Source organism: Flavobacterium poyangense (assembly GCF_011751075.1).
GTDB classification, from domain to species: domain Bacteria; phylum Bacteroidota; class Bacteroidia; order Flavobacteriales; family Flavobacteriaceae; genus Flavobacterium; species Flavobacterium poyangense.
In genome coordinates, this window is the sequence record NZ_JAALLN010000012.1 from 13,623 (window position 1) to 33,288 (window position 19,666).

Genomic DNA, 19,666 nt, shown 5'->3' on the forward strand with positions numbered 1-19,666 from the left:
TGTTATCTAAGTTCTAAAAGTACAACATTTTCTACATGATGCGTTTGCGGGAACATATCTACCGGACGAACACGTGTTACTTTGTATTTCTCATCCATCAAAGCTAAATCACGCGCCTGTGTGGCTGAATTACAACTCACATAAACGACTTTTTTTGGTGAGATTTTCAAAATCTGATCAATAACGGCAGCATGCATTCCGTCTCTTGGCGGATCTGTGATAATAACATCAGGTTTTCCGTGTTGTGCAATAAAGCTTTCATTAAATACGACTTTCATGTCTCCAACGAAAAACTCACAATTGGTAATATTATTGCGTTCTGCATTGGCTTTAGCATCTAAAATTGCTTCAGGTACACTTTCAACACCAATTACTTTTTTTGCTTTTTTAGAAACGAACTGTGCAATAGTACCTGTTCCTGTATATAAGTCATAAACGGTTTCGTCACCCGAAAGACCGGCAAAATCACGCGTTATTTTATAAAGTTCATAAGCCTGATCTGAATTGGTCTGGTAAAAAGATTTTGCATTAATGCTGAATTTTAAACCTTCCATTTCTTCAAGGATATAATCTCTTCCTTTATATAGTTTAATATCCTGATCGTAAATAGTATCGTTTTGCTTAGCGTTTACGACATATTGCAAAGAGGTTATTTGTGGAAATTTCTCGTATAAATGATCTAAGATAAGTTCACGATTTTCTTTATCATTTTCAAAAAATTGAATCAAGACCATGATTTCCCCTGTAGATGCGGTACGGATCATTAAAGTTCTTAGTAAACCGGAATGCTCTCTTGGATTAAAGAATGCCAGATTATTTTCGTTGGCAAAAGCTCTTACTTCATTTCTGATTGCATTAGAAGGGTCTTCCTGTAAATGACATTTGGTGATGTCAAGGATTTTGTCCCACATTTTCGGAATATGGAATCCTAAGGCATTTCTGTTTCCTAAATCTTCCGTACTTCCAATTTCTTTTTCAGTTAACCAACGACTGTTAGAAAACGAAAATTCCATTTTATTTCTATAGAAAAATTGTTTGTCTGAACCCAAAATAGTTTCGAATTCCGGAAGTTCAACTTTTCCGATACGTTGTAAATGATTTTTTACTTCGTTTTGTTTGTAGTACAGCTGTTGACTGTATTTCATGTTTTGCCATTTGCATCCTCCACAAACTCCAAAATGATCGCAAATCGGTTCAATGCGATGCTCTGATAATTCATGAAATTTTACTGCTTTGCCTTCATAATAGGCTTTTCTTTTCTTAAAAGTTTGTACATCAACTACATCACCAGGTACCACATTCGGAATAAAGATTACTTTTCCGTCAGGAGCCTTTGCTACTGATACTCCCTTTGCTCCAGCATCAAGAACTTGAATTTGATGAAAGACAACTTTGTCTGTATTTTTTCTTCCCATAGCGCAAAAATAAGTGTTTGTAAACTTTTATAAATTAAATTTTAAAATATTTTACCATTTTTTTTAATTTGTTAGTTTAATCAAGTTTAAAAAGTAACTTTGTTTTAGCAATAATCCCTCAAGCTGCATTTTTAACCTATAGTTTTGTTATTTTTTTATGAAGTTGTATCACAATCTTTCACAAATTAGCTTTTTAAAAAAGAGTTATGCATTCAAGTTCTTGTTTGTAGCTTTTATAGGTATACATATTCCTTTGATCGGTATTTTGTTTTTTGTACTATATTTTGATACTTCTATTTCGCCGGGCTCTGTTTTGATTTTTTCTTTAGTAATGACCTTGTTAGCTACTGCAATAACGCTTTTGGTTTTAAAGAATTTAATTGAACCAATAGCAATGGCCTCAAAATCTTTGGATGATTACAGGAATAGTAGAAGGCTGTCTGTTTTGCCAACCGAATATAGTGATGAGGCGGGTTTGCTAATGTGTAATATACAGGAATCTATTTATGAAACAGAAAGTTATATTAACGAAAAGCAGGATTTGATCTATATGCTTTCGCATGATTTAAAAAATTTTGCCGGAAATCCGCAGGGGCTAGCCAATCTGATCATAAGCGAAAATCCGTCGGACTCTGTGAAACATTTGGCCGGTTTAATTTGTGAATCGACTAATTTGCAATTCAGATATATCGATAATTTTATAAAATTATTGAATGAGCAGGATCAGATCGTGAAAATAAATCAGGAAGTAAAAACGATAGTGTTTCCTGGTATTTTGCCTTTTATTAATGAACAGGTTGAGCAACGACTGATCGATAAAAATATAAAATTGTCTTTGAGTTTGGAGCTAACCGAAGCCAAACTAAGAATTGAAGAAGGTTTATTGGTTCAGGTTTTAGTTAACCTGATAAGCAATGCTATTAAATTCTCTTATTTTGATAGTGAGATTAAAGTAAGGATTTACTTTGAGGACGAAAATTTAGTGATTACTGTTACGGACAAAGGGATAGGTTTTGACAAACATCAGATTGATGAATTGTTTAAAAAATTCACAACAATGAGCCGATTGGGGACAGCAAAAGAATCCTCAACCGGGATTGGTCTGTATTTGTGTAAAAAAATCATTGAGAGAAACAAAGGGGAGCTAAGTGCTGTAAGCGAAGGGAAAAATAAAGGGGCAGTGTTTAAAATTGTTTTTGAGCTTTGATCAGGATCTTCTTTTTATGATCTCATAATTGATGATGGTGAAAAAATAGAAACAAGAATCGGCAGTTATTTTTCCCAGAATAATTCCGAAAAAATAATTTCCGCATAAGATTGGCATCCAATACATGCAAAAAGGGCGAACGACCAGAAAGTCTAAAAACGCCGGATATCCAAATTCCAGAACCAAATTTTTTACAAGAGATAAAACCTCACCAAACGTTGTTTTTTTGTTTTGAAGTTTATGCTGTTGTACCATTTTTCGGTAGGACGAAAACAGAATAGTCCCGTAAAAGGACAGGTATTCAGCAAAAGTAATAAGGTAAGCTGTAGTTAATCCGCTGTAGATTTTACTGAATAAAGAGGCTAGAAGTGCTGCTGTTGTACTTGCTAATTCACCGTATTTATATCTGTTAAACCATTCTTTGAAATTTGATTTTGTGAGCATTTTTTGAAGTGACTAAGTTTCTGAGGAGCTAAGGTACTAAGTTTAAAATTGTAATAGAAATTACTTTTTTGACTTAACACTTTGGCCTCTCAGAAATTCAGTACCTTTTTTATTCGCTAAATAAATCAGAAGAAAGGTGTTAATTTATTGATTGGTGAATAAAAGCAAGAGGTGTAGATCTTTTTAAACAAGTATTTTTCGACTTAGTGCCTTAGCTCCTCAGGACCTTAGAACCTTTTTCAATCAAATAAATCAGAAGAAAGATAGCGATCACCGCGATCACAGATTACAGCTACAACTACTCCGGATTCTAATTGTTCTGCAATTTTTAAAGCTACGGCCACAGAACCTCCGCTGCTCATTCCTGCAAAAACACCTTCTTCAAGAGCTAGACGTTTGGTCATTTGACGGGCTTCTTCTTCACTTACATCAATAACGGTATCTACTTTTGAAGCATCAAAAATTTTAGGTAAGTATTCTTCCGGCCATTTACGAATACCCGGAATTTGCGATCCGTCGCTTGGTTGTGCACCTATAATCTGAATGGCTTGGTTCTTTTCTTTGAGATAAGTCGAAGTTCCAATGATTGTTCCGGTTGTTCCCATTGCAGAAACGAAATGAGTTACTGTTCCTTCCGTATCATTCCAGATTTCAGGCCCTGTGGTTTTATAATGTGCTTTCCAGTTGTCGTCGTTAGCAAATTGATTTAACATCAAATAACCGCCTTCTGCGACTTTTTTGTCGGCATAGTCACGTGAACCGATAATTCCTTCGCTGGCGGGTGTTAAAATTACTGTAGCGCCATATGCACGCATGGTTTGAGTTCGTTCTTTTGTAGAATCTTCCGGTAGTATTAATTCAATTTCTATTTGAAATAATTGGGCAATCATCGCTAACGCAATTCCGGTATTGCCACTCGTGGCTTCAATTAGTTTGTCCCCTTTTTTGATATCGCCTCTCTCAAGTGCCGATGCGATCATATTGTAAGCGGCTCTGTCTTTTACGCTTCCGCCCGGATTATTTCCTTCTAATTTTAATAGCAGTTTTACATTTTTATTCTTAACCAAATTGACTGTTTCCATCAATGGTGTATTTCCAATTAGGTTTAGCAGTTTCTGTGGACCCATATTATCTTTTTTCTTTTATTTTAATTTCTGTAGTGGTGGTATTTGTTACGATAGAATCGGCAGGAATCGATTTGGTAATCCAGGCATTTCCTCCTACGATACTGTTTTTACCAATAACGGTTTCTCCTCCTAAAATGGTAGCATTTGCATAAATGCAAACATTTTTCTCAACCGTAGGATGTCGTTTGGCGTTTTTCATTTCTTTGCTCACGCTCAAGGCTCCTAAAGTAACGCCCTGATAAATTTTTACATGTTTTTCGATAACGGTGGTCTCACCAATAACAATACCGGTAGCATGATCGATAAAAAATGGTGAAGCAATAGTGGCACCGGCATGAATGTCGGTTCCGGTAATACGATGCGCATATTCACTCATTAATCTCGAGAAGAGCAGTAGGTCCATAAGATACAATTCGTGGCTTAATCGATAAATTGCAATGGCATAAAAGCCGGGATATGCCAGATAAACCTCATCGATACTATTTGACGCAGGATCGTTTTCTAAAATATATTCCGCGTCCTGATTTAGCTTTTCTAATACATGGGGAAGTTTTTCCAGAAAACGTTCCCAAATCGATTCGCATAAGTTTTCGGGCTTTTTGCAGGCCAGAATTGCAATTTCCTTAAATCGTATTTCCAGTTCCTTGATGCTTTGGTCTAAAGGAGCATTAGAATCAAAAAGAGTATAAAAAAGCTTTTCTGTAAAGTCTTCTGTTTTGGTTTTGATCCCGTAATTGATATTCAAATGGCTTTTTAGCGCTCTTATATTTTGTATGATACGTTCTTTTGGCACAACTGTAAAATTGAATGAATATTTTTGAAGGCTTAAAAGTAAGGTGTTTTTTGGAAACAAAGGCATGATTTAACTAAAGAAATTTCGTTTCGCGGCGTCTATTTGTGATAAATAAAGAAAAGGAGCAACTGAGATTTTTTGCCACGAATTGCCCGAATTTTCACGAATTATTTTTTTTTAACTTCTAAATAATCCCTTTCATCTATGATAAAAAGTTTTAGCCACAGATTTCACAGATTAAAAAGATTTCCTTTAGTTTTCTTGTTGCTGCTTAGCAATCGGTTTTATATTAATGAGTTAAATGCTTAAATTAGCAGGTAAAACTCATTAAAATGAAAAACAATCCGACTTTTAAAAGTGCTATTTCTAATTTGTCTTTTCCGGTGAAGGAAAAAATCTCTGGAAAATCGATTCATGACCCTATTTTAGGGCTTATTGTAAAAGATCATCCTTCTTTTTGCGACAGTGATTTTATAGCGGTTAAAGAGTTGAATGCGTACCGCCAGAAATACATATCGAACTATTTATCTACTGAAATTGGAGCGCTTTCTGATCTTGAAAAGAATGTTTTTGAATCGCTAAAAGATGATAAATCGATAGTGAGTACCGTTGAAGATGAGGATGAGACGAGAAACTTTGGTCAAAAAATAGCTGATAAAGTGGCTGATTTTGGGGGTAGTTGGACGTTTATAATCTCGTTTTTGCTTTTCATCATCATTTGGATTGGGTTGAATGTTTGGATACTGGTGAATAAAGGTTTTGATCCTTATCCATTTATTTTGCTCAATTTGATTTTGTCTTGTATTGCAGCATTGCAGGCTCCGGTAATTATGATGAGTCAGAATCGTCAGGAGGAGAAAGATAGAAATCGTGCCAAAAAAGATTATATGATTAATTTAAAATCGGAATTGGAAATTAGAATGATCCACGACAAAATTGATCATTTGATTATGCATCAGCAACAAGAGTTGATCGAAATTCAGAAAGTGCAAATCGAAATGATGGATGATATTCTGAGTCAGATTAAAAAATAATTTAGTTCAGGAAGATCGAATTAAAAGTGTTTGTACCAATATCCGATAACCATGAAAAGTGCATTTAGGATTCCAGAAATCCAAAGCAGTTTAGTGTAGTTTTTTGATTTGTTCAGAAAATATAAAAGTACAAAACCTAAAAAAAGAAGGGTAGAATAGAGTGCCGGATACATCTCAAAAGCGGCTAAAAACTCACCCTTAAAAAGTAAGAATAAAGCACGTTGAAAACCACAGCCCAAACAGTCAATTCCAAAAAAAGTTTTAAAGGGGCAGGGTAACATAAATTGTTCTAAATTCATGGGTTTTAATTTTTACAATTTTACAAAAAATATATGATAATGTTTCCGGAGGTGAGAACTGCTATTTTAAAGTTTCTTACTTTTGATTTCTTATTATTTGAAAATATGAAAGCTTTTAAAATTTTAATAATGATACTCGCCATTTCGGTTGCCTTATATGAGCAGGTTTCGGCAGAGAAAAATATCTATATCATGATAATTGCCATTGTGGTTTTCATGTATGGAATGATGCAGTTGAGCGCAAAAACACCAAGTAAAAACCAGGATAAAGAAGAAGAAGATGTTAGTTAAAGGAGATAAGGTTTCCGTTTTGGATGAAGCCATAAACGGAGTAGTGGTTTCGGTTAAAAACAAAGAGGTTTTGATTGAAACAGAGGATGGTTTTATGATGACTTTTTTTGTCAATGAATTACTTAAAATTCAGGATTCCAGTAATTTAATGAATTCTATTAAAAGAATTAATTTAGATGAAGTTGTGAAAGAGAAAACGGAGCCAAAACCGAGGAGTTTTGTGAAAGAACGCAAAGATAAACGTGAAATTGCAGCTCCTGAATTTGATTTGCATATCGAAAAACTGGTTCCAAACAAACGTGGGATGTCGAATTATGATATTTTAACTTTGCAAACGGAGACAGCAAAAAGACACATTGAGTTTGCGATTAGAAATCGAATTCCGAAGATTGTTTTTATTCACGGAGTTGGCGAAGGAATTCTGAAATCCGAACTTGATTTTTTGTTGGGTCGATATGACGGAATAGATTTTAAGGATGCCAATTATCAAAAATATGGCTTAGGAGCAACAGAAGTTTATTTTAAGCAAAATAACAAATAAGGTATTTTTTTGAACGAAAACAGCTTTGATTTAAGCATAAAAAAAACACCCATTCTCACTCTAATTCAATAATTAAATTAGTTCTGAGAATGGGTGTTTTTTTGTAGGATAAAATAGCTTTTATAAAACTTGAAAAAAAGCTGAAATTAAAGCGGGTTATTATTTGTTAGTATACATTTCACCTATTAAATAACTGGTGCCTAAATTAAACTCGTTGTTTAATTTTTTTAATGTAGTATTTTTTAGTCTGATAGTATGTTTGAATTTATTCTCTCCAAAAGTAGTGGTTGTTACTTCTATAATACCGCTTTTGTCAGGTACACCGGTAACACCTGCCCAGGTTTCTTTTAGTATCGGAGTAGTAGGGATAGTTGTTTGACAAAAATAGGCATCAGTAACAGCACTACCACTAAAAACTCTATATAGCAGTTTGTTTTTATCCGTGCCGATTAATCCTGTTCTTGGGGCATTTAAGGGAGTTACTTCATTTTTAATTAAGTTAGATTCAATAGCGTCAATTGTCATGGTTGAATTATCATTGTACGTATAAACTTGTTTTGAATCAGTACATTGCTTAACCTCTTTGGAAAAGACTAAATTCGGTGCCGAAACAGTCACTATGTATTCACCAAAAAAGACTTCCGGTTGTGTAATGTCTAAACTGGATACATTATAAGTAATGTTTTTAACGGTAATACTGTGTGTGTATCCTGTAATTGTGGTCGCGCCAGTGGTCGCGTTTGGTGGTGATACCTGAGCTGTAGTTGCAATTTCGATAATTCCGGATTTTGCAAACCACTCGTTAATAACATTTGGTGTTGTTGGAGGGATGAGATCACAAATGTTTGATACCGCTACAGGTCCGTTGTAACTTCTGTAAAAGAATTTGTAACGGCTGTTATCAATGTTGTACGTTCTTGGAGAACCTTCAAGTGTAGGCTCATTTTGCAAAGTGTTGGGATCCAGTTGTAATAATAAGGATTCCTGGCTTTTAATTTTATAAAGCAGTTTATTAGTAGTTGCGTCACAAGTAGCAGACTTAATATTCTTAAAGTCTAATGTCTCAACAGTTATATCGCCATCATCGCAGCCATTTAATAAAAGAGCGAATAAGAGAAGGCATGCATATTTTTTCATCGTAATTTTATTTGGGTCAAAAATAGTGAAAAAATTGGCAATTGATATTTAAGATTTCACAATTGATATTTCATAACTTTGTCCTAATGAAAAAAGTATATCTCGATAACGCCTCTACAACCGCAATGCGCGCTGAAGTTATTCAGGAAATGACAAAAGTTATGTCCGATGATTTTGGTAATCCTTCTTCAACTCACAGCTTTGGACGAAACGGTAAAACAATTCTGGAGCTTTCCAGAAAAAGTATTGCCAAATACCTAAACTGCTCTGCACAGGAAATCATTTTTACCTCAGGAGGAACTGAGGCTAATAATTGGATCCTGCGTTCTGCAGTGAAGGATCTTAAGATGGAGCGTATCATTACGACCAAAATAGAGCACCATGCTGTTTTGCATACTGCCTTGGCTTTACAGGCAGAGTATACTATTCAGGTTGATTATGTAAAAGTCAATCCGGATGGTAGTATTGATTTGACTCATTTGTCCAATTTATTAGCTGAAGAAAAAAAGACAATCGTAAGTTTAATGCATGTAAATAATGAAACCGGAACAATCCTGGATCTGGATAGGGTAAGTGTTATTTGCAAGCAATACAACGCTTTGTTTCATTCTGATACGGTGCAATCTATAAGTAAAACTGAAATAGACCTGCAAAAAACGCCTGTTGATTTTATTTTAGCAAGTGCGCATAAATTTCACGGACCCAAAGGAGTTGGATTTGCTTTTATTCGAAGAAATTCGGGATTGCAACCTTCTATTTTTGGGGGAGAACAGGAAAAGGGGCTTCGGGCAGGGACAGAAGCGGTACATCAAATAGCCGGAATGGCAAAAGCTTTAGCGCTCTCCTATGAAAACCTGGATCAGGAAAGAAAATACATTACAGACTTAAAAACGTACCTTATTGAACAGCTTGGAATTCATTTCCAGGGCTTTAGAATCAATGGTAAAAAAGATGATTTTTATAATATCATCAATATTATTCTTCCTTTTTCTTCAGATAAAACGGCAATGCTACTGTTTAACTTAGATATGAAAGGAATTGCAGTTTCCAGAGGAAGTGCCTGTCAATCGGGAAGTATTAAACCTTCTCATGTTCTGAAAGAAATGCTTTCGGAGGAAGATTTAAAATTGCCTAATCTTCGAATTTCATTTAGTCATTACAATACTAAAGAAGATATTGATTGGTTGATTGAGAGTTTGGGGGCTATTTAAGTTTCTGAGGTGTTAAGTTTCTGAGTTTTTAGGTTCAGAGGTTCAGAGCGGCAAAGGTTTAAAGGTTTAAACGCAAGGTGAGCTAAGTTTTACGCAAGGAATCGCAAAGTTTTTCACGCAGATTTGGCAGATTTATTTAGATTGTTTTATCGCAACAGCTAAACAAACATATCAGCTAAATCTACGTGAAAAAATACTTGCTAAATATAGGATCCCGCAAAGATTATGCGTAAAACTTTGCGAACTTTGCGATCAGCATAAGCAGAAATCCTTGTGATCCTTGCGGTTAAATCGCAGTAAAGGTGCTATTTACGAATCACTTTTACCTGAGAATCATTTGTTAGTTTGATAATGGTAGAAGGTTTTCCGGCAACTTTATCCTGATTTAATTTTACCACATAGTCAACACCGTTTACAATTTCGGGATTGATGTCTTTGAAAGCAATTGGTGTTGGCTGTCCTGAGATATTTGCAGAAGTAGACACCAATGGTTTTTTCATTCGCTCTAATAATTTGAAGCAAAATGGCTCTTTTACCAGACGAATTCCAAGCGAATTATCGGCTGCAATTATATTTGGCGCAACATTTCTTGGTTCGTCTAAAATTAATGTAGTTGGTTTTTCAGACAAATCCAAAAGCTGCCAGGCCACTTCGGGAATATTTTTAAAAACGTTGTACATCATTTTTTCGCCATTCATCAAAACAATCATACTTTGCGTTTCTGCACGTTGTTTGAGTTTGTATATTTTGGCAACTGCTTCCGGATTTGTTGCATCACAACCAATTCCCCAAACCGTATCGGTAGGGTAAAGGATGATTCCGCCTTCTTTAATAACTTCGTAAGCGTTGATTATTTCCTGATTTATATCCTGACTCATAATAGAAGAATTTTACGTGGTAACTTAGGTATTGCTTAAAAGCACTATTGTTTTAAGCGGTTAGTTTATTAATAATAGCAACAATCTTTTCGAGCTCAAGGGTAGAAAGACCAACATATAAAGGCAGGCAAACTACTCGTGAAGCGATAGATTCTGATATCGGCATTATAGCGCCATCAGTATACGTAATGGTGTTTAAGGAAGGATAGAAATAACGTCTTGGTATAATGTCTTCCTGTGCTAATGCTTCCTGAACATTTAATAAGACTGCTTCAGATTCAAAAAGTAAAGGGTAATAACTATGATTCCATACTGTATTTTCTCTGATTTTTATGCTTTTAAGATTTTTGAAGTTCAAATGGCTGGTGTAAAAATCAGTTACCTTTTTTCTTTCGGCGATAATATGCTCCATATACGGAAAAAGTGCTAGTCCCATTGCGGATTGCAATTCTGAGATTTTAGCATTAATTCCAAGTCCGTGAAAGGCTAATGGTCCATTATGTCCAAAATTATGGCTGTAAAACAATTGATGCTGTGTGGCGTCGTCATTACAGAACATGGCGCCACCTTCTCCGGTATGAAACAATTTGGTAGCATGAAAGCTACAAGTGCTCACATCTCCAAAATTAAATACTGATTGGTTGTTGTATGTAACGCCAAAACAATGTGCGGCATCATAAATGACTTTCAGATTGTGTTTTTTTGCTATAGCTTCTATGGCCTCAATATGACATGGGTTCCCAAAAACGTGAGTTGCCAGAATTGCTGTTGTTTTTGAAGTTATAGCTGCTTCAATTTTAGTTTCGTCTATGGTTAGGTATTCCGGATGTATATCCACAAAAACGGGTGTGCAATTTTCCCACACAATTGCTGCTGAAGTAGCGACATACGAAAAAGGAGTTGTGATTATTTCCCCTCCTTTGCCAAATAGTTTTAAGGCAATTTGTAGTGGTATTGTACCGTTGTTGGTAATGGTAATATGAGGAACATCGAGATATTTTTTCAGTGTATCTTCAAGTTCTAATGTCAGTTCACCACGATTTGTGAGCCAAACTTTATCCCAGGCACGCTTTAGATAAGAATTGTATTCTTCTTGTGGAGGTAGAAAAGTTTTGGTAACAGGAATCATTTTATTATGGATTTAGTAAGTTTAATTAACCTTTAAGGGTAAACTATTGTTATATTTGCGGGGTAAAAATAACAAAAGAATGCTGATTTATCAGCATAAGTGGGAATTATAAAAAACAGAGTAATTAGAAGTAGTCCCGGATTCTCTGAAAAACAAGATTTTAAGAATGGTTTTCTTAAGATAAAATAAATAGCTGTCTTTTGCGCTTTTACAAAATTATAGAATAGAATAAAAACAAAATAAATTTAGGAATACTATGGAAATCAGCGCTTTTTTGCAAAATTTTGCAGATCTTTTAGATGATACAGATGCAATATTAATTAAACAAGAAACTGTTTTTAGAGATTTAGAAGAATGGGATTCGTTGACCGCTTTGTCGTTAATAGCAATGGCTGATGAAGAATACGGAGTAAAATTGACGGGAGATGATATCAAATCTTCAAATTCATTAAATGATATCTTCGAAATAATCAAAAATAAAGGGTAATTAAAAATGGCTACTTTTTCAGTAAATAATATTGCAATAAAAGGTATATCATGTTGCGTTCCGAAAAATACGGAGCGCAATATCGATTTAGATATCCTGACACAGGAAGAAATTCAGAAGTTTATTGATGCAACCGGAGTTGAAGAAAGACGTATTGCAACTAAGGAAATCTGTACTTCTGATTTATGTACTGAAGCTGCTGAAAAATTAATCAAAGACCTGAATTGGCAAAAAGAAGAAATAGAAATCTTGGTTTTTGTTTCACAAACGGCCGATTATATTTTACCTGTTTCTGCTGCCATACTTCAGGACAGATTAGGATTGTCAACAAACTGTATTGCTTTTGATGTTCCTTTAGGATGTTCCGGATATGTTTACGGAATGTCTATAATTGCGGGTATGATGAAAGCAACCGGACTAAAAAAAGGATTGCTTCTTGCAGGAGATACCAGCAGTAAATTGTTGTCTAAATCAGATAAGAGTACAGTTCCGCTTTTTGGAGACGGAGGTAGCGCCACCGCATTTGAATTTGACGAAAATGCCGCGGATTTACTTTTTGATCTGGGGACGGATGGTTCCGGATATAAAACGATTATTATAAATGATGGCGGATCCAGAAACAGAGCAAATTCGGATTCGTTAATTTACCATACCATTTCTCCCGGAATTGAGAGAAATGCTTGTCAGTTGATCCTTGACGGAATGGATGTTTTTAGTTTCGGAATTTCACAAGCGCCAAAAACGGTAAATAAACTTATTGAAAAATTTGAAATCAATAAGGACACTGTTGATCATTTTGTATTTCATCAGGCTAATTTGATGATGAATAAAATGATTGTTAAAAAATTAAAATTACCGGTTGAGAAAGTTCCGTATTCTTTAAAAGAATTCGGGAATACTTCTTCTACAACAATTCCATTAACCATTGTGAGCGAATTAAAAGACAATCTGACTAATGCTACACAGGATTTAATTCTTTGTGGATTTGGAGTAGGTTTATCTTGGGGAACAGTTAAAGTAAGACTGGAAAATGCTATAATTTCAGATTTAATCGAAATATGATAAAAAACTTAAATTACATAGATGAAGACATTTATCTAAAAGAAAAATCTTTGTTTTTTAATGAATCCTGGATATTAGTTGCACACAAAAATGAATTATTAAACAATAATGATTTTGTTACTTTAGATTATTTTGGAAATAAGATTTATATCCAGAACTATAATGGTACAATAAAATCTTTCCAGAATGTTTGTTTGCACAGGTTTAATACGATACATGAAGAGCCTTATGGTAATAGAGTTTCTTCCTGCTTGTATCATAATTGGACTTATGGAAAAAAAGGAAACGTAGTTGGGTTAATGTGCCGTAATTCATTTGAGAAAGACCATATCAATGAGCTAAGACTCAAAGAATATGAAGTTGATTATTGTGGTGATTTTATTTTCATAAAATTAAATGATCAACTGGATAAAAGTTTAAGTGATTATTTAGGAAGCATATTTAGCCCATTAGAAGATATAAGCAAACATTTTGGTGCCAAAACAATTGATTATACCATAGAGCACAAAGTCAATTGGAAACTTTTGGTCGAAAATGTTTTAGAATGTTATCACTGTACTTCAGTTCATGAAAATTCATTTGCAAAAATGGGATTCGGGTCTGTAGCTCCTGAGAAATTTGATTTTTTTGACGCGCACAGTTGGTGTGAGTTCCCAAAAGGAGAAAGTGCCAAGCCAAGCAAAATTATTGAGAAATCATTAGCAGACCGAACTTTAAAAATACAGGGATATTTACATTTTTACAGTTACCCCAATGCCTTTATAAGTTCAGTAGAAGGAAAAGGATTTTATTTTGGATTTATGTTTCCGGAATCTCCTTCCAAAACAAATTTACGAGTGCGTTATTTTGCTCCTAAATTTGAAAAAGAATTAAACGAATCCCAACAGAACATTATTGATTTTATTAATAACAGTTCAAATGATTCGTTGGATCTTGTTTTAAATGAAGATAAAAAAATAGTAGAAAATATTCAAACCAATTTGGTAAATTTTAAAGACAGTTCGCCTTTATTTGGTGATGAAGAATTTAGAATTTTAAAATTCTACGAATATTTTAATAAGAAAGAATTAAAAGATATATAATGAATCCATTTGATTTATCAGGAAAAAAAATAGTAGTAACAGGAGCGTCTTCGGGCATTGGTTACGAAACTTGTTTAGCAATAGTAAGACAGGGCGGGACATTTATAGCGATTGCCAGACGTCAGGATTTTCTCGAAAAATTGATTGAGGAATGTGGAGGTGAAAATAGTTTTATCGCCGCTGATTTATCTAAAATGGAGGATATTAAAACAATTGTAGATACGATTGAAAATATCGACGGTGTTGTGCATTCCGCAGGGGTTGTATCATTGGCACCCGTTAAATTTTATTCTGAAGAGTTAATGAATGAAATGAGATCGATCAATTTTGACTCTATTGCTTATCTGATTAATTTGATTTTTAAGAAGAAAAAAATAAATAAAGGAAGTTCAATTGTTTTAGTTTCGTCGATAGCAGGTTTATTCGGTATGAAAGGAAACGGAATTTATGCAGCCAGTAAAGGCGCATTAATTGCAATTTCAAAGGTGTGGGCAAACGAATTTGCTAACAGTAAAACACGAGTAAATTGCGTTTCACCGGGAATGGTAAAAACGGAAATAACCTCAAAATCTATTGAAGATTTGTCTTTAGAAGTGATTCAGCAAGATGAAAAAAAATACCCTTTGGGATATGGTGACCCGGTTCAGGTTGCAAACCCGATTGTGTTTTTATTATCTGAAGCTAGTAGCTGGATTACGGGGCAAAATTTAGTTTTAGACGGCGGAAGAACTTCAACGATATAATTGACAATGAAAGCGAGTATAAAAGCCATTTCGTATTATCTACCTGAAGGAGTTCTGTCAAATGAGTTGATACATCAGGAGTTTCCGGAATGGGGTATTGAAAAAATCAGTTCTAAAACCGGGATTAATGCCCGACATATAAGTGCTCCTGAAGAGTTTTCATCAGATATGGCCGTTAAGGCAGCCGAAAAATTATTCGCAGAACATAACATTGATAAATCAGAAATTGATTTTTTGTTGTTTTGTACCCAAAGTCCGGATTATTTTTTGCCGACAACCGCCTGTATAATTCAGGAAAAATTAGGATTGGAAACAACTACTGGTGCATTAGATTTTAATTTGGGATGCTCCGGTTTTGTATATGGTTTGAGTTTAGCAAAAGGACTAATAGCCGGGCAAATGGCTAAAAATGTTTTATTGATTACTTCAGAAACCTATTCAAAATTTATTCACCCAAAAGACAAAAGCAATAAGACGATTTTTGGTGATGCAGCAGCTGCTACTCTTGTGACCAGTGAAAGAGGATTCTGTTCTATTGAAAATTTTATTTTTGGAACAGATGGAAAAGGAGCAGAAAACCTGATTGTAAAACAAGGCGGAATGCGTTTTCCGGTTTCGAGTGCTAGTGAAGATGTTGAGGATGAGTTCAGAAATGTTCGCAATGATAAAAATTTGTTCATGAACGGAACTGAAATTTTTAATTTTACAGGAGAATTTGTTCCAAAGCTTACAGAAGCTATTTTAGAAAAATCGAATTTAGCCAAAGAGGATATTGATTTATTTGTCTTTCATCAGGCTAATAAATACATGCTGAATCATTTAAGGAAAAAAATAAAGATCGCTGAGGAGAAATTTTTTATTGCTATGGGAGATTGTGGAAATACAGTATCATCAACTATCCCGATAGCGTTATACGAAGCTCAAAAACAAGGAAAAGTCGCCAGCAGTAAAAATATAGTTTTAGCAGGATTTGGTGTTGGTTACTCTTGGGCGGCTTGTAATTTAATCGTAGAATAATGAAAAACTTAATTATAATAGGAGCAAGAGGATATGGGCGTGAGGTGCATGATCTGGCAAAACAATGCTCCGGATATAATACAGAATATACTATAAAAGGGTTTTTGGATGATAAATCAGAAGCATTAGATGGTTTTGAGAATTATCCCGAAATTATTTCAGGTGTTGAAGAATACGAAATTCAAAACAATGATGTTTTTGTCTGTGCCCTTGGAAGCGTACAATGGAAAAAACATTACGTAGAGCTTATTCTTTCTAAAGGAGGGGAATTTATTAATCTGATTCACCCGTCTAGTGCTCTAAATACAAATGCTGTTATCGGTAATGGTGTTTTAATTTTTATGTACTCTAATATCAGTAACGATTGTATTATTGAGGATTTTGTTACCATACAGGGTTTTGTAGGTTTGGGACATGATACCAAAATAGGCAAATGGTCACATCTGAATACGTATAGTTTTACCGGAGGTTTTGCTGTTTTAGAAGAAGAAGTTTGTTTGAATACCAGAGCGACCGTTTTACCAAACATAACTGTTCGTAAAGGAGCCACGGTTGGGGCGGCAAGTTTAGTGATTAAAAATGTAAAAGAAGGAACTACCGTTTTTGGCGTTCCGGCGAAAGTGTTGAGTTTCTAGAAAAACCTTAACGCATAATATTGAAAGTACAATTGAATGAAAGATCAAAATAGTGTTATTTTAAATTGGATAGGAAATCCCGAACAACCATTGGTAAGTATTTTATGCGATACCTACAATCATGAAAATTTTATTCGTGAAACTTTACAGGGATTTTTAAGTCAGGAAACTAATTTTCCTTTTGAAATAATCGTGCATGATGATGCTTCTACCGATACAACCGCAGCAATTGTAAAGGAATTTGCCGATCAATATCCGCTAATTATAAAGCCGGTTTTTCAAACAGTAAATCAATATTCTCAAAAAATCAATTTCTGGAGTGATGTTACTTTCCCAAAAGCAAAAGGAAAATACATCGCGCTCTGTGAAGGAGACGATTACTGGATTGATGTTTTAAAACTGCAAAAACAAGTTGATTTTTTAGAAAATAATGCAGAGTATGCCATAACATGGACCGACTTTTTTATGAAAAAAGAAAGTGAGATGGTTCCAAATGATTTTAAAGACACGCTGCCGGATATTTATACAATTGACTTTAATAATTTATTTGACCCTTATTGTACGTATACTTTAACATCAGTTTTCAGAAAAACGGCTGTTGACCCTCTTGATTATAAAAAATTTACTTACGGTAAAGACAATACGCTTTATGCATTGGTATTGTGCAATGGGAAAGGGGCTTATATGAATTTTCAGAGTGCTGTTTACAGATGGCATGCCGGGGGAATATATTCCTTGCAGAAACCATTCATTCAGCGATATTCTTCCTATCTGAATATAAGAGAGATTCACGATTGTATTCCTCAGTCGCAAACAGCAAATGTTAAACGTGTTATGAAATCATTATTGAAAGCCTCAGCCTATGAAGCTTTAAAATCGGTTCATGATAATACAATAGATACTACAAATCAAAAGAACGCTATTAAAGAATTTTTAAATCAGGCATCAATTGGTACCAGAATCAAATTTTTTATGCGTTCTGTGAAGATTAAAATGTCGAAATAGAAAAAAGATTATTTTTTCCAGCCCATTAAGGATTTGAAAAATAAAATGACTTTGTCAAGTGCATTTATTTTTTGGAATAACTTTTTGTCGGTTTCTTTTAACTGATTATAAAAGGTTAAATTATAATTGCGGGCATTCCTGATAGTTCGCAATAAAGTTTTTGTAATGTGGTTCTCCAGTAATTTGGGATTGTAATTGTTCAATTTTTTATTTTGCTCAATCAAATATTTTGATGCCGCAATAACGTCGAGTACTTCTTCTGAAGACAATCCTTTTTTTAGCGATACAGTATTTAGGTAAGAATCCATTTTTGGATCGGAGCTTTCGATTCCAAATTGACTCATTTGATTTATTTTAATTTTTCTAACAGATCGGTTTACATTGTCGATTTTAGTTTTACTGATATTATTATCGTGTTGTCTGTAGTCTAATAAAGATTCAGGGATGTTGTAAAAAGCGGTTCTGGCAGATAATCTGCTCCATAGATCATAATCTTCTGCAGGTACGTACTCATGCTCGAATTTAGCGTTGCCTAATACCTTTTTGCGTAGCATGACCGTTGGGTTTCCTATAGCGCAACTGTGCAGAAATGCGATTTTTACTGCATCGGGTTTTTCGCTGTGTTTTATAAGTTTATTCTTTTTAGATCCGAAAAAAGTAAACCAGGTTCCGCAAACACCAATCTCCGGATTGTTTTTTAAAACTGCAATTTGTTTTTCAAAACGGGTTGGAAGCGCAATATCATCAGCATCCATTAAGGCAATAAAATCTCCTTTTGCAAGGGTAAGTCCTTCATTTCTAAGATTGGCCGGGCCAACGTTAATCTCTTTATTGATTATAATAATTCTGGAATCGTTTCGTTGGAGTTTAGAGATAATCTCCAAACTATTGTCAGTTGATTTATCGTTAAGAATAATTAATTCAAAATTGGCGAAAGTTTGCTTCAGAATGCTTTCGATACTTTCAGTTAAAAAGTCCGCAGCATTGTAAACGGGCATTATAACAGAAATTTCGGGAGTTGTCATAAACGTGGTTTTTAATAAATTGACAAATATATAATATAAACTTAGTCTATTTTATGTAATTCAAAAGTAATTTTGCAGGATAGTTTGTTAATGTTATTATCTTTGTTTTTTTAACAAAATTTTATAATGAAAAGAATTCAGGTTGGTTTTTTGGTCTCTTATGATTACGAATTACTTAAAAACGCTATCCCCCAGGTATATAAGGAATCCGACTCGATTTTCTTGGCAATTGATAAAGAAAGAAAGACTTGGAAAGGAGAGTCTTTTGCTATTGATGATACTTTTTTTCAATGGTTAAAATCAATTGATGTCGATTCAAAAATTCAGATTGTAGAAGATAATTTTTATTGTCCTGAGTTAACAAGTATGGAATGTGAGGTTCGGGAGCGAAAAATTCTCGCCGAAAAAATGGGTATAGGAAATTGGTTAATCCAATTAGACGCAGACGAATATTTTTTAGATTTTAAAGAATTTGTCTCTTTTCTGAGATCTAAAAATCATTATCTGGACAATCCTGAAAAACAGCAAGTACAGATCTCTCCTTATTTGATCAATATGTACAAATGGGTTGAGAATGGAGTATTATATGTAGAGAAACCAACAAAAATTATGGTTGCTACCAATTTTCCAAGTTACAGAGTAGGGAGACAGACCCGCAAAAGAATTATTTATTGTAAAGGAGCCGTGCTTCATGAATGCCTTTCCAGAACAAAAGAAGAGCTGGAAATGAAATTTAGTAATTGGGGACACGATACAGATATCAATAAAAACGAATTTTTGAAAAAATGGGAAGCCGTAAACGAGAGTAATTATAAAGAAATGCGTGATTTCTTTTATATGGAGCCCGAAAAATGGAAAAAATTAGCTTTTGTAAAAGGAACTACATTTAAAGAAATAGAGGAAAACCTGGATCTTCAGGAAGTGCTTCCGACATCATCTTATATAGCCAAGAAAAACTTCGGACAATGGTTTAAATATCTTTTTAAGTAATCTTGTCTTAATCAGTTGAATGCTTTCTAAAAAAAGCACTAATACATAGAGAAGTAGATTTTAAGAATAAAAAAAAGGAACATGCTTTGTTTACATAACCTAACTATGAGGATT

General features: G+C 34.2%; 22 protein-coding genes. 13 read left to right on the plus strand and 9 right to left on the minus strand.

All coding sequences use genetic code 11. The annotated features are described in order from the left end of the window. Positions 1-2 precede the first annotated feature (2 nt). Positions 3-1,415 (minus strand): 23S rRNA (uracil(1939)-C(5))-methyltransferase RlmD, encoded by a 1,413-nt coding sequence (gene rlmD / locus G3A47_RS16645; RefSeq protein ID WP_166924376.1) that lies wholly within the window; start codon positions 1,413-1,415, stop codon positions 3-5. Between the two features lie 157 nt (positions 1,416-1,572). Here rlmD and G3A47_RS16650 point away from each other — a divergent pair, with 157 nt between their 5' ends. Then, entirely contained in the window at positions 1,573-2,622 is a 1,050-nt protein-coding gene (locus G3A47_RS16650) for a sensor histidine kinase (protein ID WP_166924378.1), read from the plus strand. Here G3A47_RS16650 and G3A47_RS16655 read toward each other — a convergent pair whose 3' ends face one another. From G3A47_RS16655 to epsC, 3 genes are all read right to left on the minus strand, one after another. After that, complete coding sequence (locus G3A47_RS16655; protein ID WP_166924380.1) at positions 2,623-3,066, minus strand: hypothetical protein; 444 nt, start codon at positions 3,064-3,066, stop codon at positions 2,623-2,625. Between the two features lie 239 nt (positions 3,067-3,305). Beyond that, positions 3,306-4,193: a cysteine synthase CysM gene (gene cysM, locus G3A47_RS16660; RefSeq protein WP_166924382.1), complete on the minus strand. Its 888-nt coding sequence runs from the start codon at positions 4,191-4,193 to the stop codon at positions 3,306-3,308. A 1-nt stretch (position 4,194) separates the two neighbouring features. Further along, on the minus strand, positions 4,195-4,986 hold the full coding sequence (gene epsC, locus G3A47_RS16665; RefSeq protein ID WP_166924575.1) for a serine O-acetyltransferase EpsC: 792 nt from the start codon (positions 4,984-4,986) through the stop codon (positions 4,195-4,197). Between the two features lie 332 nt (positions 4,987-5,318). On the opposite strand from epsC, the gene G3A47_RS16670 reads away from it, so the two are divergent. Beyond that, complete coding sequence (locus G3A47_RS16670) at positions 5,319-6,020, plus strand: DUF1003 domain-containing protein (protein WP_166924384.1); 702 nt, start codon at positions 5,319-5,321, stop codon at positions 6,018-6,020. A 20-nt stretch (positions 6,021-6,040) separates the two neighbouring features. On the opposite strand, the gene G3A47_RS16675 is transcribed toward G3A47_RS16670, so the two are convergent. After that, the gene (locus tag G3A47_RS16675) at positions 6,041-6,319 is read right to left on the minus strand and encodes a DUF2752 domain-containing protein (protein ID WP_166924386.1); all 279 of its coding nucleotides are present in this window, start codon (positions 6,317-6,319) and stop codon (positions 6,041-6,043) included. 105 nt (positions 6,320-6,424) lie between these two features. Here G3A47_RS16675 and G3A47_RS16680 point away from each other — a divergent pair, with 105 nt between their 5' ends. Then, positions 6,425-6,610, plus strand: a complete 186-nt coding sequence (locus G3A47_RS16680; protein WP_166924577.1) for a hypothetical protein — start codon at positions 6,425-6,427, stop codon at positions 6,608-6,610. After that, on the plus strand, positions 6,600-7,151 hold the full coding sequence (locus G3A47_RS16685) for a Smr/MutS family protein (RefSeq protein ID WP_166924387.1): 552 nt from the start codon (positions 6,600-6,602) through the stop codon (positions 7,149-7,151). Before G3A47_RS16680 ends, G3A47_RS16685 begins: the two co-directional genes overlap by 11 nt. A gap of 159 nt (positions 7,152-7,310) precedes the next feature. Here the strand turns inward: G3A47_RS16685 and G3A47_RS16690 are convergent, their stop codons facing one another. Continuing rightward, positions 7,311-8,288, minus strand: a complete 978-nt coding sequence (locus G3A47_RS16690; protein ID WP_166924389.1) for a hypothetical protein — start codon at positions 8,286-8,288, stop codon at positions 7,311-7,313. Between the two features lie 86 nt (positions 8,289-8,374). Between G3A47_RS16690 and G3A47_RS16695 the strand changes: the two genes are divergently transcribed. Next, a complete protein-coding gene (locus tag G3A47_RS16695; protein WP_166924391.1) occupies positions 8,375-9,499 on the plus strand; it encodes a cysteine desulfurase family protein in 1,125 nt (374 codons plus the stop codon). 305 nt (positions 9,500-9,804) lie between these two features. Here the strand turns inward: G3A47_RS16695 and G3A47_RS16700 are convergent, their stop codons facing one another. Beyond that, entirely contained in the window at positions 9,805-10,377 is a 573-nt protein-coding gene (locus G3A47_RS16700) for an L-threonylcarbamoyladenylate synthase (protein WP_166924393.1), read from the minus strand. Between the two features lie 52 nt (positions 10,378-10,429). After that, positions 10,430-11,506, minus strand: a complete 1,077-nt coding sequence (locus G3A47_RS16705; RefSeq protein WP_166924395.1) for a DegT/DnrJ/EryC1/StrS family aminotransferase — start codon at positions 11,504-11,506, stop codon at positions 10,430-10,432. 256 nt (positions 11,507-11,762) lie between these two features. Between G3A47_RS16705 and G3A47_RS16710 the strand changes: the two genes are divergently transcribed. The 7 genes from G3A47_RS16710 to G3A47_RS16740 are packed head-to-tail and all read left to right on the plus strand — an operon-like array spanning position 11,763 to position 17,537. Then, complete coding sequence (locus tag G3A47_RS16710; protein WP_166924397.1) at positions 11,763-11,993, plus strand: acyl carrier protein; 231 nt, start codon at positions 11,763-11,765, stop codon at positions 11,991-11,993. A gap of 6 nt (positions 11,994-11,999) precedes the next feature. Then, complete coding sequence (locus G3A47_RS16715; protein ID WP_166924398.1) at positions 12,000-13,055, plus strand: ketoacyl-ACP synthase III; 1,056 nt, start codon at positions 12,000-12,002, stop codon at positions 13,053-13,055. Beyond that, entirely contained in the window at positions 13,052-14,137 is a 1,086-nt protein-coding gene (locus G3A47_RS16720; protein ID WP_166924399.1) for an aromatic ring-hydroxylating oxygenase subunit alpha, read from the plus strand. Before G3A47_RS16715 ends, G3A47_RS16720 begins: the two co-directional genes overlap by 4 nt. Then, the gene (locus G3A47_RS16725; RefSeq protein ID WP_166924400.1) at positions 14,137-14,880 is read left to right on the plus strand and encodes an SDR family NAD(P)-dependent oxidoreductase; all 744 of its coding nucleotides are present in this window, start codon (positions 14,137-14,139) and stop codon (positions 14,878-14,880) included. Before G3A47_RS16720 ends, G3A47_RS16725 begins: the two co-directional genes overlap by 1 nt. A 6-nt stretch (positions 14,881-14,886) precedes the next feature. Continuing rightward, entirely contained in the window at positions 14,887-15,897 is a 1,011-nt protein-coding gene (locus tag G3A47_RS16730; protein ID WP_166924402.1) for a ketoacyl-ACP synthase III, read from the plus strand. Beyond that, complete coding sequence (locus tag G3A47_RS16735) at positions 15,897-16,532, plus strand: acetyltransferase (RefSeq protein ID WP_166924404.1); 636 nt, start codon at positions 15,897-15,899, stop codon at positions 16,530-16,532. Before G3A47_RS16730 ends, G3A47_RS16735 begins: the two co-directional genes overlap by 1 nt. A gap of 36 nt (positions 16,533-16,568) precedes the next feature. Beyond that, the gene (locus tag G3A47_RS16740; RefSeq protein WP_166924406.1) at positions 16,569-17,537 is read left to right on the plus strand and encodes a glycosyltransferase family 2 protein; all 969 of its coding nucleotides are present in this window, start codon (positions 16,569-16,571) and stop codon (positions 17,535-17,537) included. Between the two features lie 8 nt (positions 17,538-17,545). Here the strand turns inward: G3A47_RS16740 and G3A47_RS16745 are convergent, their stop codons facing one another. Then, entirely contained in the window at positions 17,546-18,562 is a 1,017-nt protein-coding gene (locus tag G3A47_RS16745; protein WP_166924408.1) for a glycosyltransferase family 2 protein, read from the minus strand. 126 nt (positions 18,563-18,688) lie between these two features. Between G3A47_RS16745 and G3A47_RS16750 the strand changes: the two genes are divergently transcribed. Continuing rightward, positions 18,689-19,552: a hypothetical protein gene (locus tag G3A47_RS16750; protein WP_166924410.1), complete on the plus strand. Its 864-nt coding sequence runs from the start codon at positions 18,689-18,691 to the stop codon at positions 19,550-19,552. The last annotated feature ends 114 nt before the right edge of the window (positions 19,553-19,666 follow it).

Bases quoted from the DNA above. Each gene is read 5' to 3' on its own strand.
- rlmD (WP_166924376.1), bottom strand. From the start codon at position 1,415: ATGGGAAGAAAAAATACAGACAAAGTTGTCTTTCATCAAATTCAAGTT.
- G3A47_RS16650 (WP_166924378.1), top strand. From the start codon at position 1,573: ATGAAGTTGTATCACAATCTTTCACAAATTAGCTTTTTAAAAAAGAGT.
- G3A47_RS16655 (WP_166924380.1), bottom strand. From the start codon at position 3,066: ATGCTCACAAAATCAAATTTCAAAGAATGGTTTAACAGATATAAATAC.
- cysM (WP_166924382.1), bottom strand. From the start codon at position 4,193: ATGGGTCCACAGAAACTGCTAAACCTAATTGGAAATACACCATTGATG.
- G3A47_RS16670 (WP_166924384.1), top strand. From the start codon at position 5,319: ATGAAAAACAATCCGACTTTTAAAAGTGCTATTTCTAATTTGTCTTTT.
- G3A47_RS16675 (WP_166924386.1), bottom strand. From the start codon at position 6,319: ATGAATTTAGAACAATTTATGTTACCCTGCCCCTTTAAAACTTTTTTT.
- G3A47_RS16680 (WP_166924577.1), top strand. From the start codon at position 6,425: ATGAAAGCTTTTAAAATTTTAATAATGATACTCGCCATTTCGGTTGCC.
- G3A47_RS16685 (WP_166924387.1), top strand. From the start codon at position 6,600: ATGTTAGTTAAAGGAGATAAGGTTTCCGTTTTGGATGAAGCCATAAAC.
- G3A47_RS16690 (WP_166924389.1), bottom strand. From the start codon at position 8,288: ATGAAAAAATATGCATGCCTTCTCTTATTCGCTCTTTTATTAAATGGC.
- G3A47_RS16695 (WP_166924391.1), top strand. From the start codon at position 8,375: ATGAAAAAAGTATATCTCGATAACGCCTCTACAACCGCAATGCGCGCT.
- G3A47_RS16700 (WP_166924393.1), bottom strand. From the start codon at position 10,377: ATGAGTCAGGATATAAATCAGGAAATAATCAACGCTTACGAAGTTATT.
- G3A47_RS16705 (WP_166924395.1), bottom strand. From the start codon at position 11,506: ATGATTCCTGTTACCAAAACTTTTCTACCTCCACAAGAAGAATACAAT.
- G3A47_RS16710 (WP_166924397.1), top strand. From the start codon at position 11,763: ATGGAAATCAGCGCTTTTTTGCAAAATTTTGCAGATCTTTTAGATGAT.
- G3A47_RS16715 (WP_166924398.1), top strand. From the start codon at position 12,000: ATGGCTACTTTTTCAGTAAATAATATTGCAATAAAAGGTATATCATGT.
- G3A47_RS16720 (WP_166924399.1), top strand. From the start codon at position 13,052: ATGATAAAAAACTTAAATTACATAGATGAAGACATTTATCTAAAAGAA.
- G3A47_RS16725 (WP_166924400.1), top strand. From the start codon at position 14,137: ATGAATCCATTTGATTTATCAGGAAAAAAAATAGTAGTAACAGGAGCG.
- G3A47_RS16730 (WP_166924402.1), top strand. From the start codon at position 14,887: ATGAAAGCGAGTATAAAAGCCATTTCGTATTATCTACCTGAAGGAGTT.
- G3A47_RS16735 (WP_166924404.1), top strand. From the start codon at position 15,897: ATGAAAAACTTAATTATAATAGGAGCAAGAGGATATGGGCGTGAGGTG.
- G3A47_RS16740 (WP_166924406.1), top strand. From the start codon at position 16,569: ATGAAAGATCAAAATAGTGTTATTTTAAATTGGATAGGAAATCCCGAA.
- G3A47_RS16745 (WP_166924408.1), bottom strand. From the start codon at position 18,562: ATGACAACTCCCGAAATTTCTGTTATAATGCCCGTTTACAATGCTGCG.
- G3A47_RS16750 (WP_166924410.1), top strand. From the start codon at position 18,689: ATGAAAAGAATTCAGGTTGGTTTTTTGGTCTCTTATGATTACGAATTA.